This is a genomic window from Bacillus sp. FJAT-29790, assembly GCF_019039215.1.
GTDB lineage: Bacteria > Bacillota > Bacilli > Bacillales > Cytobacillaceae > Cytobacillus.
The window spans coordinates 220,247-245,162 of sequence record NZ_JAHNZZ010000002.1 but is presented as its reverse complement, the minus strand read 5'-3'; the positions used below and the strand labels follow the sequence as shown (position 1 = coordinate 245,162).

Below are 24,916 nucleotides of genomic sequence, written 5' to 3'. Positions count from 1 at the left end.
GCTTTTATTATTAGTGTGCAGACAGAATTTGCATCACGCAGACTATTTTAAAAATTGTAAATTAGTGATATATTCAGAGCAAGGGAGTCACTTAGGAGGGGAAAAAGTTGATTGCAGCATCAATCGGGTCATTAATTAGAAGTTTTGTAGACGGTGTTATCGTATTAAATGAACTACATGAGGTTGTATGGACTGATATCAATACACAAATCCCAATAGAAGTCATATCCGGCATACATATTTCTGAAATTATCCCTTGCGAAGAAATAAGCTTTGTAAATAATGAAACATTTTGCATGACAATTGGCCAAAAGAAGCTTCAATTTGAAGTGAAAATTTTCCCTGCAGACGATCAATACATCGTTTTATGTATTGATGATAAAACTAATTTATTAACAAATTCGAAAGCCCGATTATATTGTCTTGAAAAGATTATCGAATCACTGGATGAAGGGGTAATGATGAGTAATCCTGAAGGAGAGATTGTCTTATATAATATAGCGCAGGAAAAAATGGAAGGATTAAATAGCCAAGAGGTTATTGGTAAACATCTATGGTCAGCCTATAATTATAAACCGCAAAATTCCGAGCACAAGCACACATTTAAGACTGGAAAACCTATTTTCTCTAGATATAGAGCACACTCGACAGTTAACGGAAAACCTAAGTATGTAAATTACAGCACATTTCCAATTCAAAAGGATGGAGAAACGATTGCTGTTTTTTCACTAAGTACAAATGAATCTAGGCTTAAGGATCGGCTCCATCAAACAATTGAGCAAAAAAGACAAATTGTTGAAATGGACGATAAGGATAAATTGGATTTGAAAAACGGAACGATCTTTACGTTTGACCATATTAAAGGCAAAAGCCTCGCATTAAAAAATTTAATAAAAGAAGCGCAAAATATTTCTATTCATAATACCGATGTTCTAATAATTGGCGAAACAGGAACAGGAAAGGAACTGTTTGCGCAAAGTATGCATAATCACAGTCCGCGAGCGGGGAGCCCTTTCGTTGCGATTAACTGCGCGGCAATTCCTGAAAACCTATTGGAAAGCACCTTATTTGGAACGGTGAAAGGAGCCTTTACTGGGGCAACGAACCAAATTGGACTGTTTGAATATGCAAAAGACGGCACTCTCTTTCTCGACGAAATTAACTCAATGCCGATAACATTACAATCAAAGTTAATGCGAGTATTACAGGATCGTTTCGTTCGAAGAGTAGGATCCAATGAAGTTACGCCTGTGGAGTGTACTGTCATCAGTGCCTCAAACGAGGACCCAGAGGAAATGATCTCGGAAGGAAAAATGCGTCTTGATCTATTTTACAGAATTGCTCATACAAGCCTCTACATCCCGCCTTTAAGGGAGCGTACAGAAGATATTCACTTTTTTGTCGAATACTTCCTCGAGTTTTATCGGAAGAAATTCACCAAATCCGTTCCGGATCTTTCAAAAGCATTGTTTTCAATTCTACTCCAATATCATTGGCCTGGAAATACGCGGGAACTTGAGCATTTAATCGAAAATTTGATTATACGAGCGAATGAATCCGATCATGCCATTGAAGTTGATCACCTTCCAGCTTATATGAGAAGAAAAATCCTTTCCGATCTTACAGATCAAACGAATGATCAAAAAAAAATCAATAACAAGCCCCTTAAATCCTTATTTACGAACGCTCAGGAACACTATGTCCAAAAGACATTAGAACAAATGGATTGGAACATATCTAAGGCTGCAAAATCACTTGGAATTACCCGGCAAAGCCTGCAGTATCATATAAAAAAGCTTGGCCTTGAAAAGCCGGTTCGCACCCAGAAATAAGGTAAATTTGCTTCATAAGTGTAGAAGAGAAGCTCATTTTTCCATAAACGATATCACTGGCATTAGGAATTAACAGAACTTCTATTTTTTTAGATGGGTTTAGTTATGATAGTGGTGGTCGAATTACTTTAGAAAGTTTCTTTTTTCAATCAGAAAAGCTACAATACTAATGAAGTTTCTGGAAAAGGAGATTACATAATGACTGATTTTCATAAGAACTTAGAGAAATATGCGGATTTAGCTGTTCAGGTAGGTGTTAATGTCCAAAAGGGCCAGACACTTGTTATTAATACGACTCTTGATTCAGCCGAATTAGTCCGCCTTGTTGTCAAAAAGGCATATGAGGCAGGCGCTTATAATGTGATTGTTAACTGGACGGATGATGCCGTCACTAAGACGAAATACGATTTAGCTCCAGATGAAGCATTTAATGAATATCCAGAATGGCGTGCTAAAGAAATGGAAGCCCTTGCTGAAAATGGTGCAGCATTTATGTCGATTGTTTCCGCAAGCCCTGATCTTTTAAAAGGGGTCAAATCGGAGCGGATTAGCAACTTCCAAAAGGCAGCTGGGACAGCTCTTTCTAAATACCGCAAATTTGTCATGTCCGATAAAGTTAGCTGGACAGTTATTGCAGCACCTTCTGCAGCTTGGGCAGATAAAGTATTTCCGAATGAGCCCGCAGAAACACGGGTACAAAAGCTCTGGGAAGCGATTTTTAAAGCAACACGTACTGACTTAGAAAATCCTGTTGAAGCCTGGAAAAAACATGACGAGGCCTTGCATGAAAAAGTGGATTACTTAAACAGTAAAAAATATAAAAAACTTCACTATAAAGCACCTGGAACAGACTTAACAATCGAGCTTCCTGAAAAACACCTTTGGGTTGGGGCTGGCAGTGTGAATGAGAAGGGCCATGAATTTATGGCGAATATGCCGACAGAAGAAGTATTCACTGTTCCATTAAGAACCGGCGTCAATGGTACTGTCTCAAGTACGAAACCTTTGAGCTACGGCGGAAATATAATCGATAACTTCACACTGACATTTGAAAATGGCCGCATTGTCGATGTAAAGGCAGAAGAAGGTGAAGAAATCTTAAAACAGCTAGTGAGCACAGATGAAGGTTCTCATTATCTTGGAGAAGTTGCCCTCGTCCCGTTCAATTCGCCGATTTCTCAGTCAAACCTTCTTTTCTATAACACATTATTTGACGAAAATGCTTCAAACCACCTTGCGATTGGCAGTGCCTATGCATTCTGTCTTGAAGGCGGGAAGCAGATGTCCAGCGATGAGCTAAAAGAGCACGGTTTAAACGATAGTTTAACACATGTTGACTTCATGATTGGCTCAGCCAAAATGGATATTGACGGCGTGAAAGAAGATGGAACAACTGAGCCTGTCTTCCGTAATGGAGACTGGGCGTTTTAAGAATTCCCTTGATATATAGCCAATTAGAGCTTTACTTCTATTGCATGGTCACAAAATTGGTCACATTATATTAAAAATTAAGCAATTTATCATAATTCTTCAGCCACGTGTTTTTGCATACTAGGTAACACGTGGCTGTATTTATTGCTATTAAAAACACTGTGTAAAAGCGGTGATTTTGAGAGTGTTTAAGAAAGTAATCAATTTCCTCAGTATTCCATACGGTCATTTAAACATTTACTCTTTCTGGTAAAGTTATATTCAAGGTAGGATTTTTTTTTTTGGCTTCAGAAGTCTTGATGTGGGGGTTTTGCTGTCCGTTAATCTGAGAAAAACTTCTAATACCGAATGTCTTATAAAACCTTACTTAAGAAGGCTTTTGTTCTTTCTTCCTGCGGATTTTCAAATATCTCTTTAGGTTGATTTTCCTCAACTATGTAGCCTCCGTCCATAAACAAGACACGGTCGCCAACTTCACGAGCAAATCCCATTTCATGGGTCACTACAACCATTGTCATTCCTTCTTTAGCTAGTTGTTTCATTACTTCTAGTACTTCTCCGACCATTTCTGGATCCAATGCTGATGTCGGCTCATCAAAGAGCATAATTTTCGGCTCCATTGCAAGAGACCTCGCTATGGCGACACGCTGCTTTTGCCCGCCAGACAATGAATCCGGATATACATTCGCTTTCTCTTCAAGCCCTACTTTGCGTAAAAGTTCAAGGCCTTTTTCCCTTGCCTTATGCGCAGATATATTTCTTACTTTCATTGGGGCAAGCATAATATTTTCAATTACGGTTTTATGTGGAAATAAATTAAATTGCTGAAAGACCATTCCTACTTCGGTTCTTACTTTATTAATGTCTGTCTTCTTGTCAGTTAGATCAATGCCTTCTATCAAAACATGTCCGCCTGTAATCGATTCAAGCATATTTAAGCACCTTAAGAATGTAGATTTTCCTGATCCTGACGGTCCAATAACCACCACAACTTCCCGAGGCTTAATATCTACATTAATATCTTTTAAAATTTCATTAGTGCCAAAAGATTTTTTTAAATTCTTCACTTGAATCATTCTGTTGTCAACCTTCTTTCAAGACGATTTAATAAGAAACTCATAGAAGTAGTTAACACAAGATAAATAAGTGCGACTGTGATGTACGGCTCCCATACGATGAAATAATTACCAGCCATTGCCCGTCCCCAGTACATAAGTTCAGGAGTTGCCACAATTGCTGCAAGGGAAGAATCTTTTATAAGAACAACGAATTCGTTCCCAAGAGGCGGGATCATTCTCTTAAAAGCCTGAGGCAAAATAACATTTTTCATTGCTTGAACATGATTCATACCCAAAGAACGGGCTGCTTCCATTTGACCCTTATCAATGGATTGGATTCCGGCCCTGAAAATTTCAGCAATGTAAGCTCCTGCATTTAAAGATAGAGCTATAATTGTGGCCAAAATCCCATTGGTATGTCCAATAAAAAAAGGAACTACCCCAAAATGAACTAAAAATAATTGCACAAATAAAGGTGTTCCACGGAAAAATGTAATATAGCAATGGAAAAAAAATGCAATCGGCTTCTTCTTAGCCATTTTACCTAGTCCGATTCCTAACCCCAATACGGTCCCAAGCAAAGTCCCTACGATCGATAACCCGATTGTCAACAACGTCCCTTTCAAAAAGAATGGAATATATTCTGCGATGAGATCTAAGCGAAATCCCATTAACCTACCTCCTTATTAATCTAAAATTGCGTAATACTATTTTTTAAGAATTACGCAATTTTATTTCTCTATTTATTAATTCTATTCTTTTAATGTTTCTAAATCTGGCTGTACACCAAACCATTTCTCATATATTTCGGCATATGTTCCATTGTCGATAAGCTTCGTAAGAGCTGCATCAATTTCAGCTTTTAGTGGACTGCCTTTTTGAAACATCATTCCGTAAAATTCATTGTCAAAGCCTTCTTTATCTTCAACAACAACAAGTTTTTGATCTGGATTCTTTTTGACATACTCTTCGAGTGTAGCATTGTCGGCAACGGCCGCATCAGCCCCACCGCTCGCCAATTCCATAATTACGAGACCATTATTTTCGAATTTTTTAACATTTGGATTGTTTTTGCCAAGAACTTTGTCAAGAGCTGCCTGACCTGATGCTCCGTTTTGAATGGCCACTACTTTGCCTTCTAGGTCAGCTATACTTTTAATATCACTGCCTTCAGAAACTAAGATCTTGTTTGTCGATAAAAAGTAAGGAACTGAAAAATCATACGTTTGTTTCCGATCATCACTGATTGTAATAGCAGACAATCCAAAATCTGAAATGCCGTCTTTAACCTCAAGAAATAATGGTTCCCATCCTAGATTGACGTATTCATATTCATATCCTGTTTCTTTTCCAAGCTCCACTAATAAATCGGCATCGAATCCGACAATCACGCCATTTTCAATCGATTGAAACGGTGGATAATGCGCATCTGTTCCAATCTTGAGTTTTTTCTTTTCTTTATCTGATTCATTGCTTTCATTATTGGCCGGCTTTTCGCCATTACTATTGCTTCCGTTACTAGTCTGGCTTGAACCACAAGCTGCTAGAATTAGTGTGAAAATCATGACTAAAGTAAAAAGTGTAAACTTTCTCATTGAATTCCCCCCTTGGATTAAATACTTTATTTACCTTACAAAAACTAATGGTGTAAATTTTCCAAATGAATGCCTCCCTTTAAAGTAAACTATTTAATGTTAAAACGACTGAATCATCTAGGTTGATTCGCAATTTTCAGTATATTCAGATTGTAACTATTATACTTTTTTCTGAAACAAGATTTCTATTGATTATTTTATTAAGGTTAAAAACTGCTATAAATGATAAAAAAACATACAATAAAGGCTTGCCAATAAAGATTCTTGAGTCATGCGCACAAATACGATTTAGCTTCAGATGAGGCAGTTAATAAATATCCAGAATGGCGCGCGAAAGAAATGGAAGCCCTTGCTGAAAATAGAGCAGCATTTATGTGGGGATTGGGCGTTTTAAATCTAATTATTGACACGAGAAAAAATCATGTGGAATTATACCGCATGATTTTTTTCGTATTTTACTAACAGGCAGCTTTCAAAATGGAAGTTTCTCTTTACTTTTTCCGCAGATAAACACTTGTCACTTTTCCGTCTTCATCAGTCACAATTTCGATTATATATTTGTCAGCCATGTAAACAGCACGAATTCCGTCATTTAAGTCATCTTTGCCTTCTTGAAAGGGTTCGCCAAACAATTTCTTTACTTCCTCTAAGGTTGTTTTCATCCGCTCACCGGGGATAGAAACAGCCGTCACGATGCCTGATGCCTCTTCATAATAATAGGTAATTTCAGGGTACATCAAATAAGGCTCTCCATTCTGAAAGCCTTCTTCCATGAAATTAGGGTCCGTCTTTTTGATTTCAGTAATATTCGTTCCAATCGGATAAGGACTTCCTAATGGGATGCCTTTCTTCGCTTTTTCAATGACATCTTTAGTAAGCTCGAGATTCAGGAATGGAAAATAATGCTCTCTCTTCTCACTCCAAAGTTTGTACCAATACTCCCCTAAATTTTCGGCTTTACTGCCCTCTTTCAAATATGATTCATCTAACTTTAATAATGTCATCGCTTCCGCGTCAAATTCCCAGGTTATAAATACAAAATCGCGATCTTCAAGCAAATGGGCTGTTTGCATGTATTTCTGGTTAATGATCTTTATTTGTGTTCCAAAAATGAAGGGTAAATCTCCCTCTAATTGAACCCTCTTTATTTCACCATCTTTAATCGCAATTATATAGGGCGTTGAATATCCTTGATCCTCATGCTGAATAATGGCAATTAGCATTTTATTCCCCAAATTTAATGAAAAGCCCTGTTCAGTCTTAGAATTAAAAATTAATGCGCCTAAATCATCGAAAACATCCTGTTTAAAGGCGACGGTTGAATCCTTTTCAGCAAGATATACAGAATAATGGCCTTTTTTTATCGGATCGCCCTTTTTCCCTTCTGGACGATCTTCTTCATTCAAAATACTTTGTTCATCTTCAGCAAAAAGAAACACATTGTATTCAAGCATCCCGTCCATGGCTTCAAATTGGTAAAGTGATTTTTCTTTTAGCCATACCGTATCTTTCTTTTCTTTTCCCTCTTGGACGACAGCTGGCTTATCCTTTGCAGTTGCCAATCTGTTTTTTTCATAAGTTGTTTTCTCTATATTAATCGAAGCATTCGTTTCATTTGTACAAGCTGTTACAATTCCTGATAGCACAATTAAAGATAATTTATATATAAAATTTTTCATTAAAGTCTCCCTAGTTTATTAAAACATTTTTGGTTTCAAAGATTGTTAACGGTTAAAAAATATTAGTATGTTAAAAGTGTAACAAATAGGATCGGATTCTACAAATCTTCCAATATACCCATTTTCAAAAACAGCTCTTTCGTTCAGGTTTTATAAGATCATATTCGATAATAATATATATCTGCTTTCTACTTCATACGAAGATAGCTGGAAAAACTGTAAAATCGGCTTGCTATTACAATAATACTAATCATGACAATATTACCTAGTTTCTTCACAGCCTCCATAGTATAATAACATTAATTTTTTTGTGAAAGGTGTTGCAAAGTTTTGTTGAAAGAATTTAAGAAGTTTGCACTTAAGGGAAATGTATTGGATCTTGCCGTCGGGGTTATTATCGGAGCTGCATTTGGGAAAATTGTTGCTTCGCTCGTTGATGATATTATTATGCCACTAGTCGGGCTGCTTATAGGTGGAGTGGATTTTTCACGGCTTTCCGTCAAATTGGGAGAGGCTGAAGTTAAATATGGAGCATTCATCCAAACTGTCGTTGACTTCCTCATCGTAGCATTTTCAATTTTTATGTTCATTCGAATTATTAATAACCGGTTTAAAAAGAAGGAAGAAGAAAAGCCCTCAGCAGTTGAAGTGGATAAGAAGGTAGAGCTTCTTTCTGAAATTAGAGATTTATTAAAAGAAAAATAATACTTTTATTGAAACTCTTTTTTACGAATTACGTATATAAAAGTAAGATAAATTATTATGAGGTGAAATTATTATATGTATGTACAACAAACAGCTAATGGAACCTATTTGCCATCCGTTTTAAGAGCCTTTGCTTTCTCATTGGGATTTGCCTTTCTCGGAACGATGGCAGGCGTTTTTGTTCCACCCGCACTGTTTTTGCCACTCGTAATTCTTGAGATTGGGATGCTGTTATTTGCCTTTCTCCTGCGCCGAAAAAAAGCGATCTCTTACACATTTCTGTATGTTTTCACCTTTATTTCAGGTATTACGACGTATCCGATTGTTTCGCATTATCTCACTACGATCGGTCCAAACCCTGTATTGCTCGCACTTGCGACAACGACCACCGTATTTACTGGTCTCGCCGTTTATGCATCAACAACAAAACGTGATTTAACTTTCTTAGGCGGGATACTGATGGCCGCATTGCTCGCCTTGATTGCAATCTCTATCTTTAATATTTTCTGGCCATTAAGCTCAACTGGAATGCTCGCTTTCTCTTTTGTTGGTGTGCTAGTATTCAGTGGCTATGTTCTCTTTGATTTTAACCGCATGAAGCAGTATGGAGTGACAGCCGAGGAAGTGCCTTTAATGGCTCTCAATTTATACCTTGATTTTATTAATTTGTTCATTAATATACTGAGAATATTTGGTATTCTGGGAAGTAGAGATTAACCTATATGTTAAAATGAAAGAAGGGATCCTTCCCTTCTTTTTAATTTAGGCTATTTTCGCATATATTGTTGTTATTATCCTTGAAATTTGCCCACTGACACAAAAAAGCAGTGAAACTGTGTATGCTATAGAATCCCTGAAAACAGCCTCGCAAACGATTCCTTCGATCTTTCCACGAATCCTCTTTTATAATATTGAACTGGACTTATTATCTCGCTCTCTTCCATATCCTCTTCATAATGGGCGACCAAATCACGAATAGAACTTGTTCCGTAAAGGAAAACATTGACTTCGAAATTCAGATGAAAACTGCGCATGTCCATATTTGCTGTCCCAATCGAAGCCAGATTCCCATCAACGATAATGACCTTTTGATGAAGAAAGCCCTTTTTATATGAATAAATTTCTACGCCGTACCGCAGTAATTCCGAGAAATAGGATCGACTGGCATATTGGGTTAAGAACCCATCATTAATTTCAGGGACCATGATCCGTACCTCAATCCCTTTTGCCGCTGCCACTCTTAATGCTGTTCGAATCGCTTCATCCGGGACAAAATAGGGGCTGGCAATCCAAATGGACTTTGTCGCGCATGAAATCATTGAATAATAAAAATCACTCATAATTCCTTGTTGGGTATCTGGTCCGCTCGCCACAACCTGTACAGCCCCATCCAGTACATCATCTTGAATAACCGATTTGCCGATTGGATGCTTTTGTAGAACCTTTTCGCCACTGACATATTCCCAATCCAGCAAAAAAACCATGTGAAGTGAATATACAGCTTCACCTTTCAGCAACATATGCGTGTCCCGCCAAAATCCAACCCTCTCATCTTTCCCGAGATATTCAATCCCTACATTCAGCCCGCCTACAAAACCGATCTTCCCGTCAATAATAATAATCTTCCGGTGGTTTCGAAAATTAAATTTCTGATTAAAGAATCCATACTTCAGCGGCGAGAACGGAAACACTTTCACTCCCGCAGCCTCCATTGCTTCAATATCTTCCGAAGCAATTTTCCGGCTGCCTGCTGCATCGAAAATAAATAAGACCTCAACACCTTTTCTCGCTTTTTCTATAAGGATGCCGATAATTTCCTTCCCAAGGGGGTCTGAGCGGAAAATATAATATTCCAGATGAATAAATGCTTCAGCTTCTTTTAGCTTTTTCCTAATTTCTGAAAAAGTTACTTCTCCATTTTTTAAAATATAGGCACGGGAGGCGGTACTAATCGCGCTCGGGGAAGCGTTCTCGGCAAATTTAGCAAAAGAATGCTGACTATCCTGTAAAAAGGAAAGATCAGGCGCGGATTCCTGTTTCAGCAATTTCTTCCATTCATCCCGATCCTTCTTCCGCTTGCTTTTGAAGAGATGTCCCTTCAAATAAAGCTGACCGGAAAATAAATAAAACAAATACCCCACTACTGGGAAAAACACAAGAACATATATCCATAGAAGGGTATGCTGTGGTGAACGATTCTCAAGCATTAACGAATAAATGCTAACCATAATGGCGGAAACATATAAAAACATGAACCCAGATTTTATCACCATATTGTAGTGGCTAAAAAATATCAAGTACAGTGATGTGATTAAAATAAAGGCAATTATAAACTCGATCCGGCGCTTTCTCATGTCAACCTTCCCAACATTTAATTTCATCCTTACTTAGAATATATCCTTTCCTAAATAAATTGCATTTAACAAAAAGCAGTAAACTTTAAATACCGAAGGCGGAATCTATTGAAGGATTTTATGAGGATTTCCTCCTGAATCTATTAAATGTGGAAACAATTATTGTATAATTATAGTAAATTCCTCCTAACCCTTTCTCTTTTTTACAAGAAACACGAAAGATAAAGTAACCTTTAAAAATACATATAAGTGGTGAATGCTATGACGAAAAAAATAATTACATTATTATTAGCTGTCCTATTCATATTTATTAACATTGAATCCGCATTTGCTTCGCAATCTTTTAAGGATGTAGATTCTAATTTCTGGGCATATTCCGAAATTGAATATTTAGCAAAACGAGATATCCTTAATAATGATTCGAATGGGCGGTTCAGCACTAACGATAAAATTACACGCATCCAAGCAGCTGAAATGATTATTAAAGCAAGGCACTTACAGACGAGCAATCGTCCTGCTCCAAATTTCAAAGATGTTACACCAGATGACAATGGATACACGATTATTGCTACAATCGCTGACGAAGGGATCATGAATGGGAATCAACAAGGGGAATTTAAACCTGAAGACAAACTAACAAGAGCCCAAATGGCTGCGATCCTTGTGAAAGCATACGATTTAAAAGGAACAGATGCCTATTCATTTCGTGATGTAGGCAAAGACCACTGGGCTTCTAGCGAAATTAAAATTTTATTCGCAAACAATATTACCACTGGCTATTCCGACAACACGTTTAAGCCGAATGAGCATATTTCACGAGCTCAATTTGCGGTTTTTTTGGCTCGTATCCTTAATCCAAGCTTTAAACAGACGATTGCATGTTACAAGCCTGATAATACGAAAAAGTTTGTAATCAATGTTGCGGTTGCAACTCTCTGGGCCGAGCCTGACAAGCAACGCACACTCGACAAATCGGCTTTATCGAACCCAGTAGATTTAGCTAAATGGACGAAAGGGATGAATGTGAACCAGAAGGCATGGTTAGTCGGAAAATTAGAAACACAAGCACTATACGGACAAGAAGTAGTTATTTTACAATCGAAAGGTAATTGGCATCAAGTTGCTGTTAAAGATCAATATACACCTAAAAATAAAAATGGCTATGCAGGCTGGGTTCCTAAATCCCATATTACTGAAACCTACCCAAATTATGAAACATGTAAAATAGCAATAATAGACGATCAAACCGTCACTTTATACAACGCTGCTTCGACGAAAGATAAGTTTCTGGATGTTAGCTTTAATACTAGATTTCCAGTCATTAAGGAAGAGACAAATTGGCTTCAGATTCAAACTCCTGCAAATGGTGTCAAATATATTCGGAAGCAAGATGCAATGCTAATTAGTAATGAAAAAAGCATTCCTAAACCAAGCCAACAGGATATTGTCAATACTGCCAAAAAGTTTATTGGCCTTCCCTATTTATGGGCTGGGACATCTGGATTTGGATTTGATTGCTCCGGATTTACGCATGCCGTTTATAAACGGCATGGAATCATGATCCCTAGGGATGCTTCCGTTCAATTTCAACAAGGTACAGTGGTAGAAAAAAGTAAAATGCAACCAGGTGATTTAATGTTTTTTGCCTACAACAACGGAAAAGGACGTGTTCACCACGTCAGTATGTATATTGGAAATGGGCAAATGATCCATTCCCCTAACTCAAGCAAAAGCATCGAAATCATATCGATTAATACACAGCCATATAAATCTGAATTTGCTGGCACTAGAAGGTTTGTTAAATAATGTGAAACAAAACGAAACTCCATCTGTGGAAGTCGTACTGACAGTCAAACTTCGATAAATGAAAATCATTACACTCAGCCGGTACAATCTATTCGTCTTTAACCAATAGTGAATGGAGAGGATTTCATGAATATACGACTTTTGAAACCAAGTGATGCCAATGATTATCGAAAAGTAAGATTAGAAGCTTTAAAGAATCATCCAGAGGCATTCGCTTCAAGCTATGAGGAGGAAGTAGAAACCTCAGCTGAAGTTTATGAAAGCAGATTCCTCTCTGTGGATTCTTTTACATTTGGTGCCTTCGAAAGTGAAAAGCTAATTGGTACCGTTACTTTACTTAAGGAAAACAAGCTAAAACTAAAACACCGGGCAAATATCGTCGCCATGTACGTTTCAGCTGAGAAACGAAGGATGGGTACCGGCAAGGCATTAATCACAGCTGCACTCGAGAAGGCAAAAGAAGTGAAAGGGATTGAGCAGGTTTATTTATCCGTCGTTTCAGCGAACGAATCAGCCAAGAAGCTTTATTCTTCTTTTGGGTTTGAAGTGTTTGGAGAAGATAAAAGAGCGTTGAAAATTGGCAATACGTATTATGATGATGAGCATATGGTTTTGTTTCTTTAAATTCGATAGTTCCTGGCAATCGTAGAGAAGTACAACCTCTTTTACAATTGGCTGTACTTCTCGCATATCTAACCATCTTAATTGGCTTTCATTAAATAGTCTAATGTTACTCCAATCCCCTCTTTATAAGGCGTTTTTGGAATGGCTCCGATGCGTTGTTCATATTTACTTCCGTCCAAAATGACTGGGCTTTCATTTAGATACATCAACTCAGCATACTCTCTCATAAAAGAATTGAATAGCCCTAATGCATTTATCATCCATTTATGAACAGGCTTCAAAACAACTTTCTTCTGGAGATGAGCGGCAGCTAACTGTTCAATTTCTTGTCCGGTAATTGTCCCTGCTCCGGGAATATTCCATGTTTCTCCGTAGGCATCTTTCCTCATTGCTAATTCCACCAATGCACGGGCTCCATCTTTTATATAAATAAACTCCCTTGGTATGTTCATTTTTCCAACAAATTTGCCTGATTTATTCACTAGTATTTGATCAAATGTATATTGCAATAGGGTATTTCCGGTGTGTGGGCCATAAAAGTCCGGGAAATGAGCGATGATGTAGGGAACGTCTGAAGCTTCAATTTGGTCAAGCAGACCTTGGCGTAACTTTCCCTTCTTTGTGTGAGGATTCTTCTTGGCTACTTCTTTTACTTTAGAATCTTGTAAACCGTATGAATAAATATTGTCAACGTAAATAAATCGCTTTTGCTGCTTGCGGCATTCCTTGAGAATGTTAGAGAGCATGACAGTAAGAGCCGGATCCCAGTCCTGATATGGTATATTAATAGAGTGAAAGATAATATCTGCTTTCGACACGACCAATTCGATATCTTGAGGATCCATTGCATCACCCTTCATGATTTCCGCCAATGGTCCCCATTCTTTTTGGTATTTAAGTAAGTTTTGTTTAGAGCGCGCAAAGGCAATGGTTTTTATATTCTTGTTAATAAGCGCTTCCGTCAAGGCAAACCCCATTCCGCCAGTTGCGCCTAGCACTGCAGCTGTTTTCATAAATATTAACTCCTTTTTATTTAATTGACCACTGTTCAAATCCCTTCAAAAATAAAAGAAATGTCTGGCATTTCTTTATTTAATCGCTTTGAGTAGAAAGTGTACATGCGACGAAACAAGATCTCTTACATCTTCGAAGGTTATTTCCATCCCGCAATAATGTGAAACAAAACCGTGCATACTAAGGAAAAGAGACCAAATTTCATTAGTCGTCAGTTGTTTAGAGCTCAAAAATGCTATGGCCTGAGCAAAATGATAATAGCTCTGATTTGGACCGTCTTGCACATAGCATTTAAGGTCATCGTTTCGGATCATGAACATCACTTCATAATGATTTTGATGGGTAAGTCCAAATTGAATAAACCTGTACAATATGGCAAAGATTTTTTCATCATTTGATGCAAAAGTATCTGCCATGACATCATCCAATTCTTGATCAAGCTTCTTGAAATCTGCCTCAACAATTTCAAAGAACAGCTCTGCCTTATTTTTGAAATGATAATAAATAGCGCCGTGACTGCAATTAAGGATCTGGGCAATTTTGCGCATAGACGTAGACGCATATCCTTCTGAAACGAATAGATCACGGGCGACATCGATAATTGCATCTTTAGTCAATTCTTCATTGGCTGATTTTCTCGGAGTCAATCAAATCACCTTTCATTTTTGAACACTGGTCAATTAGATTATATGCTGAATTCCCTTTATTTCGCAATCCCTTTATTGAAAAAATTTCAAATTAATCGGTTAACTAAATTTCCGCTTCTTTGCTATTATTACATTTAGAAGGAATGTTTTAAAGCAGGACAATTAAGGGGGATTATTTTTATGAACGAATCAAAACAATGTAAGGAATCTTTTGTTGTAAAAACAAGTATCGTACTTCCGCCTGATACGAATTCACATGGTACGTTATTTGGAGGAAAGTTAATGGCCTACATAGATGATGTTGCCGGCATTTCGGCGATGCGTCATGCAAGAAGTAATGTCGTAACAGCCTCAACTGATTCCGTAGATTTTCTTCATCCCATTTATCAGGGAAACTCGGTTTGTCTAGAAGCATTCGTCACCTATACAGGAAGATCGTCCATGGAAATATTTGTGAAGGTCATCGCTGAGGATCTATTATCTGGAAAAACAAATGTTTGCGCGATGTCTTTCCTGACAATGGTCGCAATCGATGAAAATGGAAAACCGATTCCCGTCCCAGCAGTCATCCCAGAATCAGAAGAGGAGAAAAGCTTATACAACACAGCAAAGGAACGGGCTGACATTCGCAAAAAAAGAAGAAAAGACAGTGAAAGCAGAGCGAAATTATACGGGACTCATAATTCCTAATTTAATTCTAATAAAGAGGCCGGTCGTACAGTATCATACACCGCTCCTCTTTTTCTTCGTGCATTGCTTCAAATCGACACTTATATCGTTTAGAGACTTTTGCTGAATAAAGTTAAAGCGTGTCACAATACTTTTCCCTAATGTCTGCAATACCTTCCTTGCATACCCCATAAGAAAGCCAGGAACAGCCCTTGCACAATTCATCTAGATCATCAGGTCTGACTTTCGCTGAAGTTAAGGCTACTAAAAAGGATTTCTCGTATGTCTCTCCTTCTTGTAAGCCAAGTTGTTTAATTACTTTTCGATCCATAGACAAAACATGGTCGTTTGACTCTTCGCTTGCTTCGCATGTTGTTATTCCATGATGGGGGCAAGTCATGCATGTATCATCAAGGGCAGCGACGACCTGGATTGGAAAATCATCATGGTCATTTCTAATTTTCTCAACAACCCCACTCATTTTTTCTACAAATTCAGGGCTGTAGCCCATTCCCCGAAACCCGTGCACACAAAGTAAATGATGTCCTCTTAATCTTAAACTCAATTCGTTTTACCCCTTTTTTCAAAATACTTTCTCTATTTACTATTTTAACAAAGTTGTGATGCCTGAAGTTAATTTCTCGTAGTCTATACCGTCAAACTTTTTCGCCTATTAAATTTATAGCTGCGTTAAATGTAGCTGTTGATTTCCGCTGCAGGCACTCGCCTTCCGCTACAATCAACAAGTGCAATTATCAATATAAAGTTTTACACATCCAAAATTATTAATTAAATCTCCTAACAGGAGCAAGCAGCAGATTTACGCCAATTTTTTTGCAAATCGTTAAATAATGCATGAGTGTCAATACGGCCGCTCCTGTATTCATGCCAATTATAATACCGTCCATTTGAAAGCTTTGCATGGAACCGAGCACATACATGACGGAGAAAGAGACAACCGTCGACCACACAAAATGGAAAAGGGCTTCCTTCATTAGACCGAGCCCGATTAAAAAGGCCTGCATCGGAATAATGAAATAATGAAGCAGGAAAAACGGCCAAAGCATTTGTAAATAAACCGCAGAATCAGATGAATGGAAAAAAATATTAGTTAAAGGCTCGGCATAGAAATAGAAAAAAACAACAGCCGGAATCCCGTATAAAAAAGTAATCATAAATACTTGCTGGAGAAGGCTTTGCAGCTTCTCTATATTCCTCTCAGCATAGGTTTCTGACACTGTCGGGATTAACATAATTAAGAATGAATGGGCGATGAAGGCAGGAAAAAAGCCAATGGTTAATGCAACACCGGCAAGCATACCAAAATGCTCTGTCGCAACAATGCCGCTTACTCCTGCTTTTAAAAGGGCTGCTTTTATTAAAAATGGCTCTACTGCGTGTGACAGAGCATGGAATACTCTCATCGCAGTGGTTGGAATCGACACTGCCATCAAACTTTTGCGTACCATTCTTCCGCTCATGCCTTCACTTGGCTCCTTTTTCACTTGCTGGTATTGAATAATAAACATATGCAGCAAGTACAAGAAGACAACAATCTCACTACCTACAAACGTACAAAATGCAATAAAGACCGCAGTCACTGTGTCGAATTGAAAGAACTGATACAAAGTAACCAATAATAAAAGCTGGACCATTTTACGCAAGAAATTAGACGTCGCAATTTTCCCCATCTGCTGCTTGCCCATAAAAAACCCTCTTGCAATGGAGGAAAAAGAAACAATCGGAATAAAGGCAATGACAACCCATCTTAGCAAAGGGTGATACTGATCAAAAATTGGCACAATGGGCATGATAAAAATCGCTAGCGGCAGAATAATTGCTGTAAAAACGATCGTCAATTTAATGACATGGTTGAGCATGCTTTTGTGGTATTTTTTGTCCCTTTCAGCAATGAATTTTGAAATTGAAATAGGCAGTTCAAAGCTCGCAATCAGAACAATTAAAAAAATCGTCGGAAGAATGGACATATACATGCCAAGGCCTCTCTCCCCCAATTCCCTTGCAAGTACCATATTCACGATAAACTCAATGCACTCAGCCGCAAAAGCAGCTGCTGCCAATAATAATGTTCCTTTGAAAAATTTATTCATCCATGCCTCTCCTCATCATTTAAGAGTGTTCGACCTTAATAGCCGCCGTCCACATTCTTTACATGATATGAGACAAGTCTGGAGAATATTTTCATTTTCTAGCTAGGAAGTATTTTGGAGATTAAAGCGGTTAATTGTAAAGCATAAACGTCATTGAATTGGGTCCTTAAGCATTCATATTGAAATGAGTTCGACCGATTGAGTCACCCCTCGTTATAAATGTAATTTTTGGACATGGAAACAGTATGATTTTGGGTAAGATATATAGAAACTGTTTACTTAAATAGGCTTTGTTAAACAATGTTGTTGATAGACCCGCGTGTTCGATTTACCTTCCGAGAAGCGGTTCTCGCTATCGCTCAAAAGGTTCTCTCCAGGCAAAATCGCCCCGCTAGTCTTAGTTTTTCAACATTAACCACTAACAGAGCTTAAATATAAAAGCAATAAAGACAGATTGGGGCATTTGACATTGAGTTTCTTAAAAATCACCATTGACTTAGTTACTGGCTTCTTTTTGATGTTTATTATTGTAAAAGTGGTGGGAAGGAAGATCATTAATCATATTTCCCCCTTTACTTTTATAACATCACTCATGTTAAGTGAGATGCTTGGAAATGCGATGTATGAGAAAAGGGTTGGGGTTTTCCACATTATTTATTCAATGTGTTTATGGGGAGCGCTGTTATTTATCGTCGAATTCCTGGAAAGAAAGTCATTATTTTTCAGAGGGATTTTCCAGGGGAAACCTACTGCACTCATTAAAAATGGAGTTGTTGATCGCGAGGCGCTAAAGAAATGCCGTATGAATCTAAATCAACTGCAAAGCTTGCTTCGTCAAAGTGAAACCTTTTCAATTCGAGAGGTAGCGTTTTGCTATTTAGAGGCCAATGGCGCGCTTAGCATTCTAAAAAAAGCACGCTACCAAAAAACAACAATGGAGGATTTTAATCTTCCTAGGAGTGCTGTTTACATCCCCGTTACACTCATCAGGGACGGGAAAGTTTTATGGGACGAAATAAAAGATTTGGGGTATGATGAATCTTGGTTGAAAATGCAGCTATCTTCGCACAATATTTCTAATTATAAGGACGTTTTCCTAGCTGAATGGCTAGAGGGTGACGGTATTTTCGTACAGACCAATCAAACGAACTAAATTCGAAAAGCTGTGATATCCAAATCTGATCAGCTTTTCATTAACAATAAAATCAGCGTTCTTGATCCATTTCTATTTCAAACACCTTTCATAATTTTTCGCCCATTCCAAGTAATATAAAAAGAGCTAAATCATTATCCTTTAGCTCTTTACAACCGTAACGGATTATTCCACCAATGAATGCTTAAACGCATAAATCACAGCTTGAGTACGGTCCTGTACTTGAAGCTTGCTAAGGATATTGCTTACATGCGTTTTGACCGTTTTTAAAGCAATAAAAAGTTCATCGGCTATTTCCTGGTTTGCTTTTCCTTCTGCCATTAGAAGAAGTATTTCCATTTCTCTGCTTGTCAACTCTTCATGGAGAAGTTGCTGCGGCTTCTGTCTCATTTTCACCATCATTTTCCCTGTCACTTCAGGCTCTAAAACCGATTGGCCATGATAGGTTGAGCGAACAGCATCCGCAATTTCACTGGCTTTAGACGTTTTCAGCATATAGCTCGTTGCCCCTGCCTCAAGTGCAGGATAGACTTTTTCATCGTCAAGGAAGCTTGTTACAATAATGATTTTTGCTTCAGGCCATTTTTCAATAATGTTTCTTGTTGCCTCGATTCCGTCCATTTCCTTCATGACCAAATCCATTAAAATAATATCCGGTCGCAAACTGAGTGCAAGATCAATAGCCGTTCTACCATTGTCTGCTTCCCCAATTACCTCGATATCCTTTTGCGCCGACAAATAAGAAGAAACGCCTATTCTTACCATCTCATGATCATCTACAAACAATACTTTAATCATCGGCCTCATCCCCTATATATATTGTCTGGCTCCGAGCGCCAGCGGCTCGAGTTCATAAGCGTGTCTAGTTGCGGCAGCGATACATCGCTCGACCAAAAGTGATAGCTTTTGCGAGGAAGTGGCGATTTTATTTCGCATTCCTTAAAGGCTGGCGCTCTCCTCTTTTCTATATAACTGGAACCTTCACTTCAAGACGTGTTCCGCTATTTTTCAAGCTAATAATCTTGATTGTTCCCCCAACTTCAACTGCCCTCTCATACATATTCTGCAATCCATAAGAGCCGGCCTTTGTTTCTTCCACATCAAATCCAATACCATCATCTACCACTCGTAAAATAACAAACTCATCCCTTTGGATCAGCAGCACATCAAGTGTCGTTGATTTTGCATGGCGAAGGGTATTAGAAACAGATTCTTGAAGGATTCGGAATAAATGGTCCTCTACTCCTTTATCGAGCGGAAAATCCTCTATCTTCCATTTTATCTGCATCGTTACTTTTTGTGATAATTCGATTAGCAATTCCTTAATTCCTTCTTGTAGTGTCTTGCCTTTTAATGCGGCCGGCCTTAAATGGAGAAGAAGAGCCCGCATTTCTAGTTGGGATTGATGAATCATTTCCTCAACCATTTTCAATTGCTTCGTTTCCCGATCATTTGTCTCATTCTTTGCTTCATTAATGGCAGACATTAACATGGAAGCGGCAAAGAGCTGCTGACTGACTGAATCATGGAGTTCGCGGGCCAGTCGGTTTCTTTCCTGCGAAATAATTTCCTGCATTCGACTTTCAATATCCTCTGCGTTCTCGGTAGCTAGCTTTTGGGAAAGCTTCGCCTGTTCGGCAATTTGTTTTTGGATTTTTCCAACTCTGTTTGTAATAGATAAAAGTTCAGTTCCTGCATTTAGTTTTTTAACATCAATTTGACGGCCTTCTTCAATATGATGAAGCCAGCTGTCAATCGATTGAAGCTGCCTCCGCCAATAAAGGCCTGAAATAAAGCCAAAAAGGATTCCGATTGCAATACTCACACTCGGTATGAATAAAATGAAAGGAATATCCATGATATCCGTATCCCATAATTCTCTCCAATCGGAAAACGGAACCCTGATAAGAAATGATACGGCCAAGGTGGCGCAAATAAAAATAGACATGCCCGCTCCCCAAACAATTTGACGCTGAACAATACTCATACGCGCTTCACCTCAAGATCACCAACGAGTAGAGAGGTGAAGATTTTTACTTTCTGTTCAGCTTGTTCAAATCCAGGCGTCTGAACTTGTAAAGTCTGGTTAAATATTTTCGTTTCTTGAAATTCAAAGATTTCGCTAGTGCCTGCTATGACGGAATGATTAACACTAATTTCCACATCATAAGGAATTAGAACTCGGATGTTACCGACAAAGTTCCGAATGAAGATAACAGTCTCGCCTTTTGGCAGAACCGTGTAGCTTAAATCGATTACAGAATCCCCAATTCCTGCTTGAATATTGATATCGCTCCATTTATATACATGTTCGGGCGTTTTCTGCTGGCCAAATAAAAAATTGGAAAATAGCGGCTCTTTTTTGATGATGGTCTCTTTTTCCGAGAACAGACTCGGTTCCATTACGATAGGCCGGATATGCGCTGGATTACGTTTTGATTGTGCATATTGAATCAAGAAATGAAGCAAGATGGCAAGCAGAAAGAATTTAAAGGTCATCATGCTAAAAATGCTAATAATTAAAAAGATAAGACCGAGCCAAAATAAGATCTTTCCAGATGTTCGCGGCATCCTTTTTCTTCCAATATAAATCATCCCGATATCCACAAGAAGGGAGAAAATCAGACCTCGGTTAAAAAAGGAGAATTCCAATAATAGAACAACAATCCCCAGTAATAAAATCCAACTAATATAATCGCTTTTCACTTTGTTTAACATCGGGTATCCTCCCTTCTAAGTTTGATTGGAATGAACATTTTTTTAACTTTATTCAGCAGAATTCTCTAAACGAATCTGGGCGCAAATACGCCAAGGCGAATTTGATTATAGAGTTCTACTATATAATTCAGATTTCAATGTCACAATCATGAGCTTAGAGACCTCATACGGCGACCTCGACAACTTTTGCGCGAGTCTCGCGATTTTATAAGGGCAATTGCAAACCTTTATGGGCAATTTCCACTTTTGATGCAGACATCTAAACATGATGCTTAATTCCCCATCCTATGGCTAAAAAGACGTAGCTTATCTACGCCTTTTTAGCATACCATGTTTACATTATGAAATAGAATGAGTTTCTTCCTTTTTCAAGTCTTTTTCTAGTTGAGCGATACGAGCATCGATTGTGTTCCGGTGGTATGAGCTATTCACTTGATGCTCTAAGCGGTCAAGATAGGACTCGATTTCTTGAAATTTAGAAAATGACTGATTCGAGTACGTATTATTATCAAGCACTTGATTCATTTTCGCTTGAGCACGAGTCATATTCTCACGGCCCATTAATTCCATGCGTCGGATATGCATATCTTTCAGTTTATGTTTCATTTCCTCGTATTTTCTTTCCAGCTCGACAAGCTGCTGAACAACCTGGTTCAACGTAACCTTCAAACGGGCTGCACGGTCTTCAAATTGGGTATGCTCCTCACTTGCAAATAGATATAATTCATTCTCTCCCGCCTGTGAGGCAATTTCCGCCTGGCGTTTCCGTTTCCCTGCTAACTCCTGCGCATATCGGAGTTCACGAGTAAATTCCTCTTTCAACGAATACTGACGTTCTAATAGCTTGCGAACCTTTTCTGTTTCCAATTCACATTCACGTAAGTACTGGTTTAATAAAGTAATCGGATTCTTTTTCTCCTTTTGATCTAATGCCTCATGAATATCAGCTAATACCGTATTTTTCATTCGTGTAAATAAGTTTGCCATTTTTATCTCTCCTTAAATAAGTAGTTTTTAGTTTTGTTTTAATTCAGACCATTGCTTTTCGAAATTGGTAAATGGATCATTATCTTCTTTTACAGCTGATTTTGTATTGTTCCATTTTTTATAAACAAGGAACAAAACGTATGCAGCTGCGATTCCAAGAATAGCAGGAACATTTGATGCAGCAGCCATCAGCGCAACAAACCCGATGATTACCCACCCGATTTTTCCTAGCATTGAATCTGCTTGTAAAAACTGTTTAAATACAAAGTATAAAATTGCGACGCTGACCGCTAAACCTACCATCGGGCCAAGGTTTGACACCAGCACCAGCGCTGCAATTCCTCCCGCTAACAGTAAACCAAATTTTTTCATGTTCATTTCCTCCTTTCATGATTTCATCTTACCTGGATTTAAGGTTTCCTATAACGAACCTGCGCTTGATTTTCATCTAGGGCCTAAGACGGAGAGGGTAATAGGACTGACTTTTTCAATTTTCTTCACATGAAAACAATCCTCGAAACCCATACTATGTTTGGGAGGTGCAAGAACATTGATTGCTTGGATTTATGGACTCTTACTATTGATTCACCCTATCAATCAACCTGATAGCTTAACGATTGAAAGTCAGGGAGAAAATGTCATGAATATTAACCGAACGGACTTTTCCATTCCCATTCCGGGAACGCCTTTTGTTGATTCAGCAAAACTCAAAGAATTTCTTGAAGATTTGGACAAAAAAACATATAAAGCCCCTGTTAACGCCTATATTAATGAATCCGGAAAAGTGATCGAAGGGCAACTAGGCAGTAAATTGTATCGAAAAGCTTTTACTGACTTGTTCTATACATATTTTTATAAAACAAGTGCGTCAACAATCGAAATCCCAATGCTTCCTGTTTATCCGAGGGTGGATCAGGATTTGCTTTTGCAAATACGGGTAAAGCAAATCGGGCAATATGTAACCTACTTTAACCGAAATAATCAATCACGCTCCCATAATATTTCACTTGCTGCAGAAGCGATAAATAACTATGTCGTTTTTCCCGGTGAAACATTTTCCTTTAACCGAATCGTTGGAAAAAGAACGAAGGAGCGCGGCTATTTGCGCGCACCTGTAATTGTGAGAGGAGAATTATCAGAGGATATTGGCGGGGGAATTTGCCAAGTGTCTTCCACACTTTTTAACGCTGCCGACCGTGCGGGAGTCAAGATGGTTGAACGTTTCTCACACTCAAAAAGAGTTCCGTACGTTCCTCCTGGACGTGATGCTACGGTCAGTTGGTATGGCCCGGATTTCAGCTTTAAAAATGTCTATAGCTTTCCTTTGCTTATTCGGGCAAAAGTGCTGGGAGGCCAGATGAGCATCCGGATTTTTTCTTCAGATGAAATTGATTATGAACCGCGACCTGTGCCAGGTGCCTCAAAAATGCTTCCGCAGGAAATCCCGCTTGATGCGAATGCGGACTTGAGGATGCTGGATTAAGAAAGTCTATTTTCGCTCTGAAACTTTCCTTACCCGTTAATCTATAAAAGCGAAGGAGGAAATTAAATCCCCCTTCGCTTTCTATATCAGCTTTTTAGCACTGACAATGACGCCATCTTTATCTGCATATACATAAGCCCCCGGGTTCCAATTGATGTCCCCGAAAGTAACTGTTATATCCGCTTCGCCCTTTCCTTCCTTTTTGCTTTTCAAAGGATTACTGCCAAGGGCGAGAATCCCTATTTCTAATTCAGCGAGATCCGCTGTATCACGGACACAACCGTTAACAATGACTCCTGCAAGCTTTCTGGACGATGCGATTTCTCCAAGACGGTCTCCTAATAAAGCACATTTTTTAGAGCCCCCTCCATCCACAACCAGAATATTCCCTTCAGGAATTGTTTCTAACGCCGTTTTTACCAAAACATTATCTTCGAACACTTTCACAGTTGAAATAGGACCATAAAACTGATTCTTTTTTCCATACGAATAAAATTCCTGCTGGCAAACATCTAATTCATTCCCAAACTCATCGCATAAATCAGCCGTTTTAAAATTCATGATCTTCAATCCCCCTTTAAGATTTAGATGATAAACATATATTTCTAATTCCCTACAAACAGCAATAATCCCTTCATAATTTCAAATTGTATCGGGAAGTAACTGTAAAGAATCATGTTTTATCAGCATATATCTTTATTAAGTGAATTTTCTTTCATATTTAGCTTTATCAATCCCAAACATATTCGCTGAAGCAAGATGAAGGTTCTTCAGAAGAAAAAAGGGAGGCTTTTTAGATGGTTCTATTATGGATAACTACTCTTGGATTGCTGATTGCTTTGGGTCTTGTAGGCGCAGTATTAATCTCCTTTATTAAACATGCTTTAGATTCTGAAAAGCCTAAGCAAACGGAACCATTCAAAGATGATGAAAGGGACGGCCTTTTATAAAGCCGTCCCTTAAATATTGAATCAGTTTGCTTTCAATTTTGTTTTTATTTATGAAATTCTAATTATTATTTTTGGCTTTTTTCGCATATATTGTTGTTTG

25 protein-coding genes are annotated in these 24,916 nt (G+C 38.2%); 10 read left to right on the top strand and 15 right to left on the bottom strand.

The annotated features are described in order from the left end of the window. The first annotated feature begins 107 nt into the window (after window positions 1-107). On the top strand, window positions 108-1,832 hold the full coding sequence (locus BGM26_RS16175) for a sigma-54 interaction domain-containing protein (RefSeq protein WP_217041005.1): 1,725 nt from the start codon (window positions 108-110) through the stop codon (window positions 1,830-1,832). A 198-nt stretch (window positions 1,833-2,030) separates the two neighbouring features. Continuing rightward, a complete protein-coding gene (locus BGM26_RS16170; RefSeq protein ID WP_217041004.1) occupies window positions 2,031-3,263 on the top strand; it encodes an aminopeptidase in 1,233 nt (410 codons plus the stop codon). A 353-nt stretch (window positions 3,264-3,616) separates the two neighbouring features. Here the strand turns inward: BGM26_RS16170 and BGM26_RS16165 are convergent, their stop codons facing one another. The 4 genes from BGM26_RS16165 to BGM26_RS16150 form a co-directional block, all read right to left on the bottom strand. Then, window positions 3,617-4,339, bottom strand: a complete 723-nt coding sequence (locus BGM26_RS16165; RefSeq protein WP_217041003.1) for an amino acid ABC transporter ATP-binding protein — start codon at window positions 4,337-4,339, stop codon at window positions 3,617-3,619. Then, window positions 4,336-4,992, bottom strand: coding sequence for an amino acid ABC transporter permease (locus BGM26_RS16160; RefSeq protein WP_217041002.1), 657 nt, complete (start codon window positions 4,990-4,992; stop codon window positions 4,336-4,338). The genes BGM26_RS16165 and BGM26_RS16160 overlap by 4 nt, the downstream gene beginning before the upstream one ends. Before the next feature lie 81 nt (window positions 4,993-5,073). Next, entirely contained in the window at window positions 5,074-5,916 is an 843-nt protein-coding gene (locus BGM26_RS16155; protein WP_217041001.1) for a basic amino acid ABC transporter substrate-binding protein, read from the bottom strand. 491 nt (window positions 5,917-6,407) lie between these two features. Beyond that, window positions 6,408-7,595, bottom strand: coding sequence for a hypothetical protein (locus tag BGM26_RS16150; protein WP_217041000.1), 1,188 nt, complete (start codon window positions 7,593-7,595; stop codon window positions 6,408-6,410). 330 nt (window positions 7,596-7,925) lie between these two features. Here BGM26_RS16150 and mscL point away from each other — a divergent pair, with 330 nt between their 5' ends. Both mscL and BGM26_RS16140 read left to right on the top strand, forming a co-directional pair. Beyond that, on the top strand, window positions 7,926-8,300 hold the full coding sequence (gene mscL, locus BGM26_RS16145) for a large conductance mechanosensitive channel protein MscL (protein WP_217040999.1): 375 nt from the start codon (window positions 7,926-7,928) through the stop codon (window positions 8,298-8,300). Window positions 8,301-8,375: 75 nt separating this feature from the next. After that, on the top strand, window positions 8,376-9,017 hold the full coding sequence (locus BGM26_RS16140) for a Bax inhibitor-1/YccA family protein (RefSeq protein ID WP_217040998.1): 642 nt from the start codon (window positions 8,376-8,378) through the stop codon (window positions 9,015-9,017). 125 nt (window positions 9,018-9,142) lie between these two features. Here BGM26_RS16140 and cls read toward each other — a convergent pair whose 3' ends face one another. Then, on the bottom strand, window positions 9,143-10,654 hold the full coding sequence (cls, locus tag BGM26_RS16135) for a cardiolipin synthase (protein WP_217040997.1): 1,512 nt from the start codon (window positions 10,652-10,654) through the stop codon (window positions 9,143-9,145). 261 nt (window positions 10,655-10,915) lie between these two features. Here cls and BGM26_RS16130 point away from each other — a divergent pair, with 261 nt between their 5' ends. After that, window positions 10,916-12,460 carry an S-layer homology domain-containing protein gene (locus tag BGM26_RS16130; RefSeq protein WP_217040996.1) on the top strand — a complete coding sequence of 515 codons (1,545 nt, stop codon included), beginning with the start codon at window positions 10,916-10,918 and terminating at the stop codon, window positions 12,458-12,460. 126 nt (window positions 12,461-12,586) lie between these two features. After that, entirely contained in the window at window positions 12,587-13,084 is a 498-nt protein-coding gene (locus BGM26_RS16125; RefSeq protein WP_217040995.1) for a GNAT family N-acetyltransferase, read from the top strand. 77 nt (window positions 13,085-13,161) lie between these two features. Here the strand turns inward: BGM26_RS16125 and BGM26_RS16120 are convergent, their stop codons facing one another. After that, complete coding sequence (locus BGM26_RS16120; protein WP_217040994.1) at window positions 13,162-14,097, bottom strand: SDR family NAD(P)-dependent oxidoreductase; 936 nt, start codon at window positions 14,095-14,097, stop codon at window positions 13,162-13,164. 75 nt (window positions 14,098-14,172) lie between these two features. After that, complete coding sequence (locus BGM26_RS16115) at window positions 14,173-14,745, bottom strand: TetR/AcrR family transcriptional regulator (RefSeq protein WP_217040993.1); 573 nt, start codon at window positions 14,743-14,745, stop codon at window positions 14,173-14,175. 180 nt (window positions 14,746-14,925) lie between these two features. Between BGM26_RS16115 and BGM26_RS16110 the strand changes: the two genes are divergently transcribed. Continuing rightward, window positions 14,926-15,435 (top strand): acyl-CoA thioesterase, encoded by a 510-nt coding sequence (locus BGM26_RS16110; protein ID WP_217040992.1) that lies wholly within the window; start codon window positions 14,926-14,928, stop codon window positions 15,433-15,435. Between the two features lie 112 nt (window positions 15,436-15,547). On the opposite strand, the gene BGM26_RS16105 is transcribed toward BGM26_RS16110, so the two are convergent. Together BGM26_RS16105 and BGM26_RS16100 are read right to left on the bottom strand one after the other, a co-directional pair. Further along, window positions 15,548-15,925 (bottom strand): DUF1284 domain-containing protein, encoded by a 378-nt coding sequence (locus BGM26_RS16105; RefSeq protein WP_217041211.1) that lies wholly within the window; start codon window positions 15,923-15,925, stop codon window positions 15,548-15,550. 274 nt (window positions 15,926-16,199) lie between these two features. Then, entirely contained in the window at window positions 16,200-17,525 is a 1,326-nt protein-coding gene (locus tag BGM26_RS16100) for a polysaccharide biosynthesis protein (protein ID WP_217040991.1), read from the bottom strand. Window positions 17,526-17,994: 469 nt separating this feature from the next. On the opposite strand from BGM26_RS16100, the gene BGM26_RS16095 reads away from it, so the two are divergent. Beyond that, complete coding sequence (locus tag BGM26_RS16095) at window positions 17,995-18,678, top strand: DUF421 domain-containing protein (protein ID WP_217040990.1); 684 nt, start codon at window positions 17,995-17,997, stop codon at window positions 18,676-18,678. A gap of 165 nt (window positions 18,679-18,843) precedes the next feature. Here BGM26_RS16095 and BGM26_RS16090 read toward each other — a convergent pair whose 3' ends face one another. The 5 genes from BGM26_RS16090 to BGM26_RS16070 form a co-directional block, all read right to left on the bottom strand. Further along, window positions 18,844-19,476, bottom strand: coding sequence for a response regulator transcription factor (locus BGM26_RS16090; protein WP_217040989.1), 633 nt, complete (start codon window positions 19,474-19,476; stop codon window positions 18,844-18,846). Between the two features lie 166 nt (window positions 19,477-19,642). Continuing rightward, entirely contained in the window at window positions 19,643-20,665 is a 1,023-nt protein-coding gene (locus tag BGM26_RS16085) for a sensor histidine kinase (protein ID WP_217040988.1), read from the bottom strand. Then, complete coding sequence (gene liaF, locus BGM26_RS16080) at window positions 20,662-21,396, bottom strand: cell wall-active antibiotics response protein LiaF (RefSeq protein WP_217040987.1); 735 nt, start codon at window positions 21,394-21,396, stop codon at window positions 20,662-20,664. The genes BGM26_RS16085 and liaF overlap by 4 nt, the downstream gene beginning before the upstream one ends. Before the next feature lie 339 nt (window positions 21,397-21,735). Beyond that, entirely contained in the window at window positions 21,736-22,383 is a 648-nt protein-coding gene (locus BGM26_RS16075) for a PspA/IM30 family protein (protein ID WP_217040986.1), read from the bottom strand. Window positions 22,384-22,410: 27 nt separating this feature from the next. Then, window positions 22,411-22,755 carry a lmo0954 family membrane protein gene (locus BGM26_RS16070; protein ID WP_217040985.1) on the bottom strand — a complete coding sequence of 115 codons (345 nt, stop codon included), beginning with the start codon at window positions 22,753-22,755 and terminating at the stop codon, window positions 22,411-22,413. Window positions 22,756-22,933: 178 nt separating this feature from the next. Here BGM26_RS16070 and BGM26_RS16065 point away from each other — a divergent pair, with 178 nt between their 5' ends. Continuing rightward, entirely contained in the window at window positions 22,934-23,866 is a 933-nt protein-coding gene (locus BGM26_RS16065; protein ID WP_254119614.1) for a VanW family protein, read from the top strand. A gap of 81 nt (window positions 23,867-23,947) precedes the next feature. On the opposite strand, the gene rraA is transcribed toward BGM26_RS16065, so the two are convergent. Continuing rightward, window positions 23,948-24,427 (bottom strand): ribonuclease E activity regulator RraA, encoded by a 480-nt coding sequence (gene rraA / locus BGM26_RS16060; RefSeq protein WP_217040984.1) that lies wholly within the window; start codon window positions 24,425-24,427, stop codon window positions 23,948-23,950. Between the two features lie 236 nt (window positions 24,428-24,663). Here rraA and BGM26_RS16055 point away from each other — a divergent pair, with 236 nt between their 5' ends. Next, a complete protein-coding gene (locus tag BGM26_RS16055; protein ID WP_217040983.1) occupies window positions 24,664-24,816 on the top strand; it encodes a hypothetical protein in 153 nt (50 codons plus the stop codon). Window positions 24,817-24,916: the final 100 nt, after the last annotated feature.

What these genes read in the sequence shown, in the direction of transcription:
- BGM26_RS16170 (WP_217041004.1), top strand. Translation starts at nt 2,031, where the DNA reads ATGACTGATTTTCATAAGAACTTAGAGAAATATGCGGATTTAGCTGTT.
- BGM26_RS16165 (WP_217041003.1), bottom strand. Translation starts at nt 4,339, where the DNA reads ATGATTCAAGTGAAGAATTTAAAAAAATCTTTTGGCACTAATGAAATT.
- BGM26_RS16160 (WP_217041002.1), bottom strand. Translation starts at nt 4,992, where the DNA reads ATGGGATTTCGCTTAGATCTCATCGCAGAATATATTCCATTCTTTTTG.
- BGM26_RS16155 (WP_217041001.1), bottom strand. Translation starts at nt 5,916, where the DNA reads ATGAGAAAGTTTACACTTTTTACTTTAGTCATGATTTTCACACTAATT.
- BGM26_RS16150 (WP_217041000.1), bottom strand. Translation starts at nt 7,595, where the DNA reads ATGAAAAATTTTATATATAAATTATCTTTAATTGTGCTATCAGGAATT.
- BGM26_RS16140 (WP_217040998.1), top strand. Translation starts at nt 8,376, where the DNA reads ATGTATGTACAACAAACAGCTAATGGAACCTATTTGCCATCCGTTTTA.
- cls (WP_217040997.1), bottom strand. Translation starts at nt 10,654, where the DNA reads ATGAGAAAGCGCCGGATCGAGTTTATAATTGCCTTTATTTTAATCACA.
- BGM26_RS16130 (WP_217040996.1), top strand. Translation starts at nt 10,916, where the DNA reads ATGACGAAAAAAATAATTACATTATTATTAGCTGTCCTATTCATATTT.
- BGM26_RS16125 (WP_217040995.1), top strand. Translation starts at nt 12,587, where the DNA reads ATGAATATACGACTTTTGAAACCAAGTGATGCCAATGATTATCGAAAA.
- BGM26_RS16120 (WP_217040994.1), bottom strand. Translation starts at nt 14,097, where the DNA reads ATGAAAACAGCTGCAGTGCTAGGCGCAACTGGCGGAATGGGGTTTGCC.
- BGM26_RS16110 (WP_217040992.1), top strand. Translation starts at nt 14,926, where the DNA reads ATGAACGAATCAAAACAATGTAAGGAATCTTTTGTTGTAAAAACAAGT.
- BGM26_RS16105 (WP_217041211.1), bottom strand. Translation starts at nt 15,925, where the DNA reads ATGGGCTACAGCCCTGAATTTGTAGAAAAAATGAGTGGGGTTGTTGAG.
- BGM26_RS16100 (WP_217040991.1), bottom strand. Translation starts at nt 17,525, where the DNA reads ATGAATAAATTTTTCAAAGGAACATTATTATTGGCAGCAGCTGCTTTT.
- BGM26_RS16090 (WP_217040989.1), bottom strand. Translation starts at nt 19,476, where the DNA reads ATGATTAAAGTATTGTTTGTAGATGATCATGAGATGGTAAGAATAGGC.
- BGM26_RS16085 (WP_217040988.1), bottom strand. Translation starts at nt 20,665, where the DNA reads ATGAGTATTGTTCAGCGTCAAATTGTTTGGGGAGCGGGCATGTCTATT.
- liaF (WP_217040987.1), bottom strand. Translation starts at nt 21,396, where the DNA reads ATGTTAAACAAAGTGAAAAGCGATTATATTAGTTGGATTTTATTACTG.
- BGM26_RS16075 (WP_217040986.1), bottom strand. Translation starts at nt 22,383, where the DNA reads ATGGCAAACTTATTTACACGAATGAAAAATACGGTATTAGCTGATATT.
- BGM26_RS16070 (WP_217040985.1), bottom strand. Translation starts at nt 22,755, where the DNA reads ATGAAAAAATTTGGTTTACTGTTAGCGGGAGGAATTGCAGCGCTGGTG.
- rraA (WP_217040984.1), bottom strand. Translation starts at nt 24,427, where the DNA reads ATGAATTTTAAAACGGCTGATTTATGCGATGAGTTTGGGAATGAATTA.
- BGM26_RS16055 (WP_217040983.1), top strand. Translation starts at nt 24,664, where the DNA reads ATGGTTCTATTATGGATAACTACTCTTGGATTGCTGATTGCTTTGGGT.